Source organism: Ferruginibacter sp. (genome assembly GCF_031391665.1).
Taxonomy (GTDB): Bacteria; Bacteroidota; Bacteroidia; order Chitinophagales; family Chitinophagaceae; genus Ferruginibacter.
This window is the reverse complement of the sequence record NZ_JANMUN010000058.1, coordinates 45,783-60,197: the sequence shown is the minus strand read 5'-3', so window position 1 is coordinate 60,197 and position 14,415 is coordinate 45,783. Positions and strand designations below refer to the sequence as shown.

The 14,415-nt window shown below is 37.0% G+C and carries 13 protein-coding genes; 4 read left to right on the top strand and 9 right to left on the bottom strand.

The window, feature by feature from the left end; all coding sequences use genetic code 11:
• The 4 genes from ACY651_RS04460 to ACY651_RS04445 all read right to left on the bottom strand — a co-directional run.
• The coding region (locus ACY651_RS04460) for a LamB/YcsF family protein (RefSeq protein WP_462250117.1) at positions 1-406 on the bottom strand (406 nt) is incomplete at its 3' end.
• 2 nt (positions 407-408) lie between these two features.
• Complete coding sequence (locus tag ACY651_RS04455; protein ID WP_462250115.1) at positions 409-1,386, bottom strand: 5-oxoprolinase subunit C family protein; 978 nt, start codon at positions 1,384-1,386, stop codon at positions 409-411.
• A complete protein-coding gene (pxpB, locus tag ACY651_RS04450) occupies positions 1,376-2,077 on the bottom strand; it encodes a 5-oxoprolinase subunit PxpB (RefSeq protein ID WP_462250113.1) in 702 nt (233 codons plus the stop codon). Before pxpB ends, ACY651_RS04455 begins: the two co-directional genes overlap by 11 nt.
• A 19-nt stretch (positions 2,078-2,096) precedes the next feature.
• Positions 2,097-2,939, bottom strand: a complete 843-nt coding sequence (locus ACY651_RS04445) for a 3-hydroxyacyl-CoA dehydrogenase family protein (RefSeq protein ID WP_462250111.1) — start codon at positions 2,937-2,939, stop codon at positions 2,097-2,099.
• 142 nt (positions 2,940-3,081) lie between these two features.
• Between ACY651_RS04445 and ACY651_RS04440 the strand changes: the two genes are divergently transcribed.
• Together ACY651_RS04440 and ACY651_RS04435 are read left to right on the top strand one after the other, a co-directional pair.
• Complete coding sequence (locus tag ACY651_RS04440; RefSeq protein ID WP_462250109.1) at positions 3,082-4,164, top strand: hypothetical protein; 1,083 nt, start codon at positions 3,082-3,084, stop codon at positions 4,162-4,164.
• A gap of 23 nt (positions 4,165-4,187) precedes the next feature.
• A complete protein-coding gene (locus ACY651_RS04435) occupies positions 4,188-7,007 on the top strand; it encodes a WD40/YVTN/BNR-like repeat-containing protein (RefSeq protein ID WP_462250107.1) in 2,820 nt (939 codons plus the stop codon).
• Between the two features lie 139 nt (positions 7,008-7,146).
• On the opposite strand, the gene ACY651_RS04430 is transcribed toward ACY651_RS04435, so the two are convergent.
• From ACY651_RS04430 to pheS, 4 genes are all read right to left on the bottom strand, one after another.
• Entirely contained in the window at positions 7,147-7,866 is a 720-nt protein-coding gene (locus ACY651_RS04430) for an OmpA family protein (protein WP_462250105.1), read from the bottom strand.
• Positions 7,867-7,890: 24 nt separating this feature from the next.
• Complete coding sequence (locus tag ACY651_RS04425; RefSeq protein WP_462250103.1) at positions 7,891-8,385, bottom strand: hypothetical protein; 495 nt, start codon at positions 8,383-8,385, stop codon at positions 7,891-7,893.
• A gap of 180 nt (positions 8,386-8,565) precedes the next feature.
• Positions 8,566-10,284 (bottom strand): hypothetical protein, encoded by a 1,719-nt coding sequence (locus ACY651_RS04420; protein WP_462250101.1) that lies wholly within the window; start codon positions 10,282-10,284, stop codon positions 8,566-8,568.
• A gap of 45 nt (positions 10,285-10,329) precedes the next feature.
• On the bottom strand, positions 10,330-11,355 hold the full coding sequence (gene pheS, locus ACY651_RS04415) for a phenylalanine--tRNA ligase subunit alpha (RefSeq protein ID WP_462250099.1): 1,026 nt from the start codon (positions 11,353-11,355) through the stop codon (positions 10,330-10,332).
• A 231-nt stretch (positions 11,356-11,586) separates the two neighbouring features.
• Between pheS and ACY651_RS04410 the strand changes: the two genes are divergently transcribed.
• Both ACY651_RS04410 and ACY651_RS04405 read left to right on the top strand, forming a co-directional pair.
• Entirely contained in the window at positions 11,587-12,507 is a 921-nt protein-coding gene (locus tag ACY651_RS04410) for a polysaccharide deacetylase family protein (protein WP_462250097.1), read from the top strand.
• Positions 12,508-12,567: 60 nt separating this feature from the next.
• Positions 12,568-13,359 (top strand): Bax inhibitor-1/YccA family protein, encoded by a 792-nt coding sequence (locus tag ACY651_RS04405; protein ID WP_462250095.1) that lies wholly within the window; start codon positions 12,568-12,570, stop codon positions 13,357-13,359.
• Between the two features lie 86 nt (positions 13,360-13,445).
• Here ACY651_RS04405 and ACY651_RS04400 read toward each other — a convergent pair whose 3' ends face one another.
• Positions 13,446-14,414: a GNAT family N-acetyltransferase gene (locus ACY651_RS04400; protein WP_462250093.1), complete on the bottom strand. Its 969-nt coding sequence runs from the start codon at positions 14,412-14,414 to the stop codon at positions 13,446-13,448.
• Position 14,415 lies beyond the last annotated feature (1 nt).

Genomic DNA, 14,415 nt, shown 5'->3' with positions numbered 1-14,415 from the left:
AATAAATAAGCCTTTCATCAAAATCTTTTACCGCATTTGCTATTGCGATAGCTGTAACAATATCTTTTGCAGCCATATTGTATAATGCGCCATGCGGTTTTACATGATGCAATGTGGCTCCGCATTCCATTGCAATTGTATTTATTATTTTTAATTGATCAGTAACAATAGTATAAATTTCCTGCGGAGATAATTGCATAGTAGTTCTGCCAAAATTTTCTTTGTCAAAAAAAGAAGGATGTGCACCAACATTAACATTGTATTGCAAACAAAGATTGATTACCTCTTTTATAGTTGCAGCGTCACCGGCATGATAACCACAGGCAATATTTGCAGAACTGATAAAAGGCATCAGTTCCTTTTCGTTGCCCATACCTTCTCCCATATCGCAGTTAATATCTATCAATGTTATAAATATTTTTTTATGTTGAGGTGACTGGCATTTTTTATTTCATGCAAAGTTTGCTGCATTGCCAGTAAAGCATCTTCTGCTTCGGATAACGAAACTATTATAAAATTAAAAGACTGTCCCGATTTTATTTGTGCCAGTTTGGGTAAATCAGTTTTTATAACAGATGCAATGCGGGGGTAACCACCTGTAGTTTGATGATCGGCCATCAATACAATACAGTTACCATCGGGAAGTAATTGAACAGTACCTGTATCAACTGCAGAAGAAATTAATTCTGTTGATTGTTGTAATAAAAGCGGTTTACTATTTAAGCGGTACCCCATTCTGTCGCTTTGGTTTGAAATAATAAAATCATTACTGATAATATTTTGTTTAGATACTTCGTTCATTAAATCCCATTCTGTACTTTTTATACAGCGAATATTATTTTGTGGCAGATAAATTTTATCCAGTTCGTGTTGAGAAACATGCCAGGATAAAATTTTATTTTCATTGCAGGAAAAATGAGTTTTATTAAAATTTATGGTATCATCTTTTTGTAAAGCCCTTCCTAAATAACCGCCTGCACCAACTTTTAAATGGGTACTGCAACTGCCTAACCAGTTTTCTGCCTGCAAGCCACCATGTACTGCCAAATATAATTTTGTGCCTTGAACAGGTTGTTTAAATTTTAAGACCGAATCTTTTTTTACCAATAGTGTTCTCCATATAGGTAATGCCCTTTCATTTATTGTGGCTAAAAAATCAGCGCCTGTTAAACTTATTATTGCATCCTGCTGAAATAAAATTTCTGGCGCAGGAAAATTAATTTCTATCGCTGCGTTTCCCTCGTCGTTGCCCGCTAAATAATTTGCAACACTCATGGCAAAAATATCCATGGTACCGCCGCTGCCAATGCCCATGCTTCGCCAGCCGCTTCTTCCACCATCCTGCAATGTGGTTAATACTCCCGCTTTAATAATTTTAATACTCATTTAATTTTTCAAACTCATCTTTATTAATAGAAATAAATTGTACGCTATCGCCTGCCTGCAATAAACAGGGATTATCTTTTTTGGCATCAAAAATTTTAATGGGTGTCTGCCCAATTATTTGCCAACCACCCGGCGATTGTAAAGGATAAATACCTGTTTGAAAACCTGCAATGCCTACACTGCCTGCTTTTACATTTGTACGTGGCGTTGCTAAACGTGGCGTGGCAATACTTTCATCTACTTTACCCATGTAAGCAAAGCCCGGTAAAAAACCAATCATAAAAACACGGTATGGTTTTGATGTGTGTGTACTGATGACTTCTTCTGCAGAAATATTATGCAGCAATGCAACATACTCCAAATCTTCTCCATTATAATAAACAGGAATGGCGACGAGATTACTTTTTGATGTGTTGGTAAAATTTATTTCACTTATCAATTGATCAGTAAAATTTTTTACAAATTCAAAAGCGGTTGTGGCAGCAGTATAATTTTTTTTTACAATTGCCACATCATAAAAAATGGCAAGCGAAGCATAAGCCGGCACTGTTTCAATATATCCTTTAAAATTATTTTTTGCAAATGCCTGCTTTAATGCAATTACTTTTTCATTGATGATTTCATCAATACTATTTTGAAAAGAAACCAGTAATGCAGTTTCGTTTAGCAGCGATATGGTATATGAAGACAAAAACTAAAAAATTACTTTCTTAATATTGATAAAAACCTTTGCCCGTTTTTTTACCCAGTTCTCCTTTAGCCACTTTATCAATTTGTATTGCTGATGGAGTAAAACGTTCTGCCTTATCAAAAGCATTGTACATACTTTGCGATACGGCAAGGTTTACATCCATGCCAATTAAATCCATTAATTTAAACGGCCCCATTTTAAAACCGGTTGCCTCCATAATTTCATCCACCGTTTCAAAACTTGCAATGCCCTGTTCTACTAATTTCATGGCTTCTAAATAATAATGGCGGGCCACACGGTTTACAATAAAGCCGGGGGCATCTTTACAAAGCACAGGCGTTTTATTCAGTTGTTTGCAGAGTTCGTAAACAGTTTGCGCTGCTTCATAAGCAGTTTGATTTCCCTTTACCACTTCTACCAGTTTCATTACAGGAGCCGGATTAAAAAAATGCATACCCACCACTCTTTGCGGATGAATTACTTTGGCCTGTATATCCGAAACAGATAATGAAGAAGTATTGGTAGCAAAAATTACTTCGCTGTGATTGATCTCTGCCAGTTGATTAAAGATGGCAACTTTAGCTGCTACTTTTTCTACAATAGCTTCAATAAAAACATCGGCAATGCAATCGTTGGTATCGTTTATAAATTTAATGCGGTTGAAAATATTTTCTTTTTCTGCTGCAGTAATTTTTTGTTTATCAAATAAATACAGCAAGTTTTTTTGCAAAGATAATTTTGCTTTATCCAGCACTTCGCTATTAATATCAAACAGCAACGTATAAAAACCGTTTTGTGCAGCAACCTGAGCAATGCCGCTACCCATGGTGCCGGCGCCAATAACGCAAATGGTGTTAATCATCCTTTTTAAATTAAAGCGCTAAAATACGTTTTTACAAACGGATACTTACCGTAAAATAATTGTTTTAAACCGTAAAATAAATCATTCTTGCAAGGGCAGTTAAACCAATATATTTTAGTTGTTCATTTTAAAAATAATAAAAATGAAAAAACTATTAATACTATTTTTTACACTCATTTATTTTCAGCTGTCAGCGCAAAATAACGTAGGTATTGGTACAGCCTCGCCGCACAGTAAACTGCATATTCACGACCCGGTTGGTTTTGGCTATGCCCGTTTTACTAATAATGAAACCGGCAGCAGCAGCAGTGATGGCACTTTTATAGGTGCATTCAATAAAGATTTTCTTATTTATAACCAGGAAATAAATGGAATGATAAGCCTGTACACCGGCGGAGGAATCCGGCGTATGACCATTGACTCATTTGGAAATGCAGGTATTGGTTTTGGACTGAGTGCTTTTTCGCCAAAATTGCTTTCTTTAAATGGCACAATGGGTTTTTATAATGCCACTTCTTTAAAAGGAGAAATATCAACTTCTTCAACAACCATGACCATTAAACCTGATCCCGGAAGTTCTTTGTGCTTCCCCAACCCATGCCCGGCTACCAACCTTGTGTTGGTACCGCCGCCGGGGCTTTTTGAAAGTACGGGTAACGTAGGCATTCAAGTTAGCAGCCCTGCTTATAAGCTGCACGTATATGACGATATGGGCTTGCGGTCCTCTACCTCAACTGGTGCCCAAATAAATTTTGAAGATGAAACTGGTGTCAATAAAAATTTCATCAACATAACCGGCAATGATATGAAGCTGGGAACATTAGCAAGTAATAACAATGGAAAATTTATTATCCGCACCAACGGCGGTGACCGTTTTTTTATTGACAGTGCCGGCAATGTTGCCATTGGTTCATCGTATAAAGTAGCCAATGGTTACCGAATGAGTTTAAATGGAAAATTAATGTGCGAAGAAGTGAGGGTGCAGCTTGATGCCGACTGGCCCGATTATGTTTTTGCAAAAGAATATAAACTGATGCCATTATCCGATCTGCAAAAATTTATAAATGAAAATAAACACCTGCCCGGTATTTTACCCGCTGCAGAAGTAAAAGCAAATGGCATTGAACTGGGTGATACAAACAAACGCATGATGGAAAAAATTGAAGAGCTCACTTTATACATTTTAGAATTGAAAAAAGAAATTGATCTGCTAAAATCGAAATAACATAATTATTAAAAAGTGTTACAATGAAAAAGTTATTTCAATCAATATTATTTTTATTAATAGCCATAACAGGTTTTGCACAGTTTAATCAGCCGGCAGCCGTAATACAAAAATTAGGGAATGACAGATCCTTCAGCCGTTATGCTTATGAAATGATGAGCTATGTAAAACAAAAACAGGATGTTTTTGCCAACGATGCCATTACAAAACGCTATTACGAACGGCAGGAAAAATTTTTAGCCCGTAATTTATTATACCTGGAAAACAGGCAGGATAAAGATGGCAATATTTTTAATTACGCTGAAAAAACTTTTGAAGAAGCCAACAAGTATCAGGCACCGCTACAACCCAATGCGGTAGAAAATTCTTATGGAAGCTGGTCGCTGGTTGGCCCTACTAACAATGTTACCAGCGTAACAAACGATGCCCGTGGTCAGGGCAGGGTTGACCGTATGGCTTTTCATCCATCTGACCCCGATATTATTTATGCAGGTACACCATGCTCGGGTTTATGGAAAAGCACTACTGGTGGATTAACCTGGTCAATTGTTTCTAACAATATTTCTAATGTAGGCATTTCTGGTGTAGTGGTAAGCTGGGCCGATGCTAATGATATTTATATTTTAACTGGCGATGGCGACAGTAATTTAGGCGACTTTGGTTTTGTGCAGGGCTTTGATTATATACGGCCATCAATTGGCGTTTTAAAATCTACCGATGGCGGAGTAACCTGGAATAAAACGGGCGACTTTGGTATTACAGGTTTTTATGTGTGTTATAAATTAGTACAAAATCCTAATAACGCTAATTTGCTTATTGCCGCAACAAGCGAAGGTTTATACAGAACTACAAATGGCGGTATAACCTGGGAGTTGGTTTCGAATGATACAGCAAAATATTATGATGTGGAGTTTAAGCCCGGCAGCAGCACGGTTGTGTATGCAGCAAGCGGCAATACTTTTTTTATTTCCACCAATGGCGGTTTTTCGTTTACCAATCAAAATAATAATTTTGATGTTGCCATTGGCTCCTGCACAAGGATAGCCATTGCAGTAACGCCTGCCAATTCCAGTTATGTATATGTGTTTGCAGGCTACACCGATGGTAATGGCAACGATTTTAATAAAGGTGTTTACCGCAGCACTAACAGTGGTGATAATTTTACACAAAGAACAACCAGTGTTTCGCTGGTGGCCAGCACTGCGTATATGCACAATATTGCAGTATCACCCACTAATGCCAATTTGGTTATAATAGGTTCGTTAGATATTTTTAGAAGCACTAACGGGGCTTCAACATTTGCACAAATTAATCAGCGCAGCGATGCAAACCTCAGCAATTACACCCATGCCGATGTGCATGAAGTAACCTTTAATCCGTTAGACGGGGATTTATATTTAGGTACAGATGGCGGCGTACATAAAAGTACTGATGACGGCACTACCATTCAGTTTGGATACAGCGGTTTTTCCAACACCCAGTTTTATCATTTTGATGTATCGGAATCCGACAACGATATTATGCTTGCTGGTGCACAGGATAATGGCATTAACCGGCGCAGTGGTTTTACTACCATTTTTAATCATGTAGCTAACGGAGATGGTTATTCCTGCCGTTTTAATCATAACACTACCGGGCCTGCATACTTTGCAATTAACAAAAGAGTATATAAAACCGATGCCGGATTTACCACTTACGCACAAACAGGTGCTGCAAACATTCCTGACGACTGGTACAAAACAATTGCCATTTCTTATTTTAACAACAACATTGCTTACACCAGCAGCGGCAGTATTTATAAAACCACTAATGGCGGCATTACCTGGACAAATATGGGGGGCAGCGGCCGCTGGGCACTAATTACATGCCCCAGTAACAGCAACAGAATTTATGCATCCGGTGGCGACGAATGGAACGATGCAGGTGCCCAGTTAAACAAAAAGTTACAGCGCAGCGATGATGAAGGTGATAACTGGACAGACTTGCAGGAAAAACCCGGCTTTCCAGAAACCATAACAAAAATAACCGGCATTGCAGTTGATCCTGCTAATTCCAACAGGGTTTGGGTAACTATGGGTGGTTTTACTGATGGACAAAAAGTTTATTACAGTAATAATGCCGGCGACAGCTGGAGTAATCTTTCCGGCACATTGCCCGATGTGCCTGTAAATTGTATTGCCATTGATGATAATTTAGATGCTTACATCGGTACTGATATTGGGGTATTTTTTAAAAGCTCCACCATGAATGACTGGCAGCCCTACACTAATTTTTTACCCCGTATTCCTATAACGGAATTGCATATAAGAGGTACCAGTATTTATGCCAGCACATTTGGCCGTGGTATATGGCGCAGCGATACGCATACTGCCTGTTTAGCAGGGCTTGGTCTTGCAGGTAATACTTCAGGTTATAAATTTTATGAAGCACTCACCATAAGTTCATCCGTAACCCTTACAGGTGGATTTAATACCGAAGTATTTTACAAAGCGCAGGATTATGTAACACTTACCGAAAACTTCAGGGCAAATGCATCAACCGGCGAAAAATTTAAAGCCTGGATTGCCAATTGCAACTCCGGCGGCATACCGGTATTTTCTGTAATTACACAAGGGCAAAATGCTGTTAACACCAATGATAAAGGCTTTGAGTTTATAATGCCTTTTGATGGAAAAGCATCTGTAATTATTTTAAATGAAAAAGGAGAAATAAGTGGCAGAATTGCAGACAATGAAATTTACCAAAAAGGAAAAAATAAAATTGCAGTTAGCGAATTGGAAAAAATAAAAGGTACTGCATGTCTTTTTATTGATGGGATATTAACAGCAAAAATTAATTTATAAATAAAAATATTACCAGGAGAAATTTTTTATGAGCCGTCATTACTGCCAACGCATTAATTAAAATTAATAACGTTGTGGTTGAAAAATAAAATGCATTACTGAAATACAGCAATGCATTTTTTTAATTTACGATAGGGCTTTAATTATTTCCTGCTTCTTTTTGAGCTTCTGCTTTCATTTTTTCGTTAGCTGTAATACCAAATTCCACTCTTCGGTTTTCGGCCCTGCCGGCTTCAGTTTCATTTTCTACTTTTGGCTGTGCTTCGCCATACCATTTTATGGATAACCTTGATGAAGCAATACCCTGATTTTTTAAATAATCTCCCACCGCATCTGCTCTTTTTTGTGATAAGGCAAGATTATAACTGTCTGTTCCTTTATCATCAGTATGCCCTTCTACCAAAATATTTGTCTCAGGATATTCGTTAAATATCTTAACCAATTTATCTAAAGCCAATTTAGAATTGGAAGTGATGCTGGCTTTATTAAAATCGAAATACACGCCCATTTTAGAGCCATCAGGATTTTTATCGGGAAAAGAAACAATAATACCTTCACCCACTCTTTCTACTTCGGCACCCGGAATTTCAGTTTTTATTTTTTCTGCCTGCTTATCCATTTTATTACCAATAATACCGCCTGCAACACCGCCAATAACACCGCCAATAACAGCACCCAAAACAGTATTGTTTTTATTACCCACATTATTACCAATAACACCGCCAATTACTGCACCGCCTGCAGCACCAATTACAGCACCACGTTCGGCCTTATTTGTCTTTTTTACTGTGCTGCAGCCTGATATAATCAAAGCTATTGCTGCCGACACTAAAATTGTTTTACCGTATATTTTTTTCATAAAAGTTATTTTTAAATTTAAAATTTATTTTCTTACAAAATTATAAATGAGTGCTGCCGGGTTTCCGTTAAAAGTGATGGTTGTTTTTAATTTCATCTTGTCTTTTTCCAATTCAGTAAAACTTAGCCTGTAACCAGCGCCATCATCCATCGCATTTTTTTTATCGTCCAGTCTTTTAAACTGAAATTCATTGGCAGAATCTTTCGGTTCGTAAATGCTCCAGCGGATAAATCTTTTAATTGCAGGGCAGCCCTTTTTATTATCTACAATAGTATAACTGCCCATACTGTTGTTGGCAATAAAATTCCATTCGCTGCCAATAAAACAGCTGAATTCTGCCTCGTTAAAAATTGTAGTTTTTGCAATACCGGTAATTCCTTCTGTGGTAATAGTTTGTAATATCCAGTTACCATTAATTGTTCTTTTAGTAGTTCTGGCTTCTTTTGAAACCGAGCAGGCGGCAAAACCTGCCGCAATTAAAATAGCAACTAAAGTTGTTTTAAAAATACTGTTCTTCATAATATTAAATTTTGATGCAACATTGTGCAATCCCAAATTTTCAATTATAATGCCAAACAACACTTTTTAAATTTTTAAGCATAAAAAAACAGGCCTAAGCCTGTTTAAATCAATTTTCGTTTTTCCAAACATTTAATTGAGGACTTTTTTCCCCATATAAAAATTAAATTGCTTACACAATTATTTTATAGTTAAACGGGCAACTGCAATTTTTGTTTTGCCTAAAATCCTGTCTTCTTTTCCAATCAAATACATATCTCTTCCTAAAACAGAACTAAGCCGTGGCATTGCAGTGGGTACTTCCCTGTTACTGAATAAATTACTGCGGGTGTACTTTCCTGTTGTGGTATTTAAATTAATGGCAAAGCATTCCGATTTTCTAAAATAACTTATCTTTTTTACTTTTTGGCCAAGCTGCAAAACATTATCATTTTTTTTATGATCATTAAAAATAATGTTGAGCGAATGGGTGCCAGGCAATACGCCATAGCCTGCATAAAATGGCCAGTTAAATCCACCTCTGAAAAAGCTAAAATTTAAACCTGTTGAGCCACCGGAACTTGTTTGAATTACCTCCCGTTGTTGCTTTGGTGCTATGTTCAGCCAGCCAATATTTCCTGCGGCATCTATTTTACTCATCATAATATCGCCACACTCAAATACCCGGTAAGTTGTGGTAGTCGTTCTGCCCGGCATAGTGCCCGATCCCGGCTGGTAAGTGGTGGTGGTGTAAGTATAACTGTTATATTTTTCTGCAAGAATAATCAGGCCTTTATCTTCTGTATAAATAAAATTGCGAAAGCGCATGTATTTAGAAAACCCATCTTCTTCATTTTGAATTTTTTCCAGTTTTTCACGCTCTTTTCTTTCTTTCCTGCTTTCGTCATCATCATCGTCTGCGTTATCATCTTCCACTGCACTTATCATTGCGGTATTAATATCTTTTTGGCTGGTGGATATTATATCTCCTGTTAGCGGATTAATTCTTTGCACCAGCATACCATTAATTTCACGCCCTCTTTTTTCATCGCTGTAAAATGCAGCCAGCACCAGATCCTTTGCAGGCAGTTGCATTACTTTTGTGCTTACCAACCATTTGGCGTTAATGGCGGTATTAATTTCTTTTATTTGTTTACCATCATTATTGTAAATACGAACACTGTAATTTTTAAAATCTAAAAACTTATTTCTTTTCTTTTTGCCTTCCTGGTATTCATACTCTCTGCCAATTAATACCACATTGCCGGCTGATGTATAAACCACATCTTCTAACTGAAAAGTTTTAGGATCAAATTCGTTGCTTATCGCAACTGGTTTTCCCAATGCTTTCATGTTATCATCAAACTGCCGCACCTCGTAATTATTTTTTTCTCTTCCTTCAATGGTACTTACTAAAACCATTTTAGTACTGTCGGCATTGTAAGTTGCTTTAAAACTAATGTCTTCTTTTTTATCATCCTTTTGCCAACTGGTTACTTCTGTAAATTCGCCTGAAAGCTCACCCGATGCTTTATCAATTTCTGCTGCAAAAAGTGTAAGTGTTTTTTCTTTTTTACTGTAATCTGTAGCCAGTAAAAACAATTTATTTTTTAAGAAGAAAAAACTTTCATATTCTTTACCCTTTAATTCTTTATTAAAATTATTGCTGTATTCTTCTTTCAAATCTTTGTTTAATTTGGTTAAAGTTGCCGACTCTCTTACTGAAGCAGCAATTACAAAATAACTTTTTAAAGCAAAGTGCGATTCTTTTACATACACACCGGTATTATCGGTATGCATTACTTCTAAATCGGTACTTCCTTTTTTAAGTTTAAATTCATCGCCCCAGGTTATGTTGGCGTTTTGGGCATTTAAAGTAATTGAAAATGTAAGCAGGGTTAGAAAAATAAGAATTTTCATTGCAGATTTTTTTATGGGGAAATGGTGAATTAAATTAAAAAGCTTTTACACCGCACTGGTAAATTGTTTTAAAAAGCGCAAATCATTTTCGCTGAACAAACGCAAATCTTTTATTTGATATTTCAACATGGTTATTCTTTCTATACCCATACCAAAGGCAAAGCCGGTGTATTTATTACTGTCGATACCGCAATTATCTAAAACATTAGGGTGCACCATTCCACAACCTAAAATTTCTACCCAGCCGGTGTGTTTACAAACATTACAACCAGTGCCGCCACAAATTAAACAGCTGATATCCATCTCTGCACTCGGTTCGGTAAAAGGAAAATAACTGGGGCGAAAACGAACCTTAACATCGGCACCAAACATTTCCTGTACAAAAAAATACAGCGTTTGTTTAAGATCGGCAAAGCTTACATTATCTGCAATGTATAAACCTTCTACCTGGTGAAAAAAACAATGTGCCCTTGCACTAATCGTTTCGTTACGGTACACCCTGCCCGGGCAAATAATTCTGATGGGTAATTTTCCTTTTTGCATTTCACGTACCTGTACACTCGATGTATGTGTACGCAATAACCAATCAGGATTTTGGGATATATAAAATGTATCCTGCATGTCACGTGCCGGATGATTTTCGGGAAGATTAAGTGCAGAAAAATTATGAAAGTCATCTTCAATTTCCGGCCCTTCTGCCACTGCAAAACCAAGGCGCTGAAAGATGGAAATAATTCTGTTCTTTACTAAACTAATCGGGTGGCGGCTGCCGAGAGGCAGGTTGTCTCCGGGAAGCGTAAGATCAATTTCCGATTTCGGATTTCCGATTTCGGATTTAGAAGAAGCCTCATTAAGTTCGCTATATTTTGCTTCGGTAAAAAGTTTGAATTCGTTTAATAACTGGCCGGCTTCTTTTTTATTTTCAGGAGCTACATTTTTCATTTCTCCCATAATGGTTTTTACCAACCCTTTTGTACCAAGGTATTTAATTCTGAATGTTTCAGCATCGCCGCCATTAAATGCAGTAATTTCTTCTTTAAGTGCTGTTATTTGATTGAGCAATTGTTCCATGCCGCAAATATACAAAGTTGAGGGGAATGGTTGAGGGGTTTAGGTATTTTCCAGTTATCGTATTACGAGAAATATTTAACACTCAATTTTCAATATTAAATTTTCAATGAAGAACTGGTAAATAATAAAGCCGTTTAAGATTGTCTATCTGTGCATTTTTATTGAGCGTTGAACATTGCATATTGATCATTGAATATTTTCTCTGCATTTAGGATTATACTTTATTTAACAATGCAAATTTGGAAACACATCTACCGTACTAATATCTTCACTAAACAAATAAAATTTATAACCAAAACCATTATGGACCCTGACCCCGAAGCGGAGCAAGCCGCTTCACAAATTTTAAGAACCACTTTTATTACTGTTGTTTTTACCGCCTGCAATTATTACAAAACCGAAACAACAGCCTCGGTAGCTACCATTCAATTTTCTTTACCCGACAGCACCAGCAAAACGGTAACCACTTCTTTACCAAAAAAGAAAACAAAAACTATTTACCTCACTTTTGATGATGGGCCAAACAGGGGCACCAAAAAAATGATGCATATTGTTAAGGAAGAAAAAATTCCGGTTACATTATTTATTGTGGGGCAGCATGTATATGGCAGTAAAGAGCAGACGGCAATTTTCGACAGCCTTATTGCCTGCAAATATTTTGAAATTGCCAACCACAGTTATACGCATGCTTTTCAAAATAAATTTGCAAAATTTTACACACTGCCCGACAGTGCCATAAAAGATTTTATACGCTGTGCCGACAGTTTGCATTTATCTGCAAACATTATTCGTACACCCGGCCGAAATATTTGGCGCACTGCAACTATTAATAAAACCGATATTAAAACAAGCACTGCCACTGCCGACAGTTTATATGCCAACGGATTTACCGAAGTAGGCTGGGATTTAGAATGGCATTATAACGACAGCCTTAAACTTAAAAATACCGGAGATGAAATGCTGCAGCAAATTGACAGTATGTTTATCCACAATAAAAATAAAACACCTAATCATTTGGTACTGCTGGCACACGACCAGGTGTATGAAGATGCCAGCGACTCCACAGAGCTGAAGCATTTTATTATTAAACTAAAGTTAAAAGATGAATATAATTTTGAAACGGTGAGTAAATATCCGGGGCTAAAAAACTAAAATGGTTTTTTAAACGTTTAATAAAAAAATCTTTACTTTTAATATCTAAAATTTATAACTATGGCTTTATTTGAATCTGGCAATCCGGCTTTATCTGAAAAAAGATTCAGAGATACAATACTGGATGAAGTAGTAACACATGAAAATGCAATGACCGTAAAAGGTACGATGCAAAAATTTGGTTTTTTATTTTTGATGACGATGGCTACCGCTTTTTATTCGTGGAAGGAAGCTGCGGAAGGCGGCAATTCCAATGCATTAATGATTGGGGGTGCGGTAAGTGGTTTAGTGATTTCAATTATACTGATGTTTAAGCAGCAATGGAGTCCCTGGTTGACGCCTTTATTTGCATTGTGCGAAGGTTTATTTTTAGGAGCTGTGTCTGCGTATTTTGAATACCGGTTTTCCAGCAAACAGGATGGTTATGCCGGTGGATACTCAGGTATAGTTTTTCAGGCAGTGGGTTTAACTTTTTCTGTTGTAGCAGGAATGTACCTTTTGTATAAATTTAATATTATAAAGGCAACACAAAAATTTAAATCAATCGTAATGGTAGCAACTGCAGGCATTGCTATATTTTATTTGGTTTGCATGGTAATGAGCTGGGGATTTGATGCAACACTTCCCTCATTTCTTTTTCAGGGTAGTGCATTAGGAATTGGTTTTTCAGTTTTTGTTGTTGCTCTGGCTGCATTAAATTTAATTTTAGATTTTGACAGAATAGAACAAGGGGTTGAATTAGGAGCGCCGAAATATATGGAATGGTATGGTGCTTTTGGTTTGCTCGTAACTATTGTTTGGTTATATCTTGAAATACTAAGATTACTTTCGAAACTTAACAGCAGAAATTAAAAAATATTATTTACTAAGAGGTAAAAGGAGAAAAAAGAGTTAAGCAATACTTATCTTTTTTCTCCTTTTCTCTTTTATACTATTAACTAAATTTTTACACCCAATTCTTTTATCAATTCTTCCACTTTCTCCTTTATAAAATCCCTAACCTCATTAAACTCTTTCGGTTCCATATGTTTAGGATCAGGTATCACCCAGTCGATAAACTTTTGGGCGGGCATCCAGGGGCAGGCATCACCGCAGCCCATGGTTACCACGGCATCAAAAGGTGCAAATGCTTTTACTTCATCCAAACTTTTACTGTCGTGTGTACTTAAATCGTAGCCCAGCTCTTTCATTGCTGCAATTGCTTTGGGGTTTACAATGCCGCTGGGTTTACTGCCGGCGCTATACGCTTCTACATTTTCGCCACCAATAATTTTTGCAAACGCCTGGCTCATTTGGCTGCGGTTGCTGTTTTCTATACAAACAAAAAGCAGTTTCTTAGCCCCCTCCAACTCCCCGGGAAGGGGAGAGTTATCGTAGCGAATGGAGTTGCTGTTTGTGATTTCACTTTTCATATTATTTTCCTTTTTTGCAATTAATAAGCTCATCATATACTCATCGCCAAACCTGTTTTCTTTAATAAAATAAGTAAAATTTTTCAATGTCCCCTCAATTACAAAACCACATTTTTTATAAAGGGTTATTGCTTTTTCATTTTCGGTAGAAACTGATAAGTCGACCCTGCTGCGGTTATTGGCTTTTGCAAATGCAATAATATCCTGCATCAGCAAAAAACCATAGCCTTTACCTGAGTGTGCCGGATGCACTGCCAACCCGCCTACGTACATTTTATGACTGTCTCTAAAGCGGTGCAGCACAAGTTTGCACATACCGGCGTCGGTTACCCCATCTGTAAATTTATACAATACCTGTTGCTGCAGTAATTCCTCAAAAATGGGTTTAAACATTTTTTTATCCATTATTTCGTACAGCAAATATGGATTTACCTGCGGGTGCATATACAGGCCGTAAAAAAAATCAAAATCAGCTTCTGTTGCTTTTATCAGCATG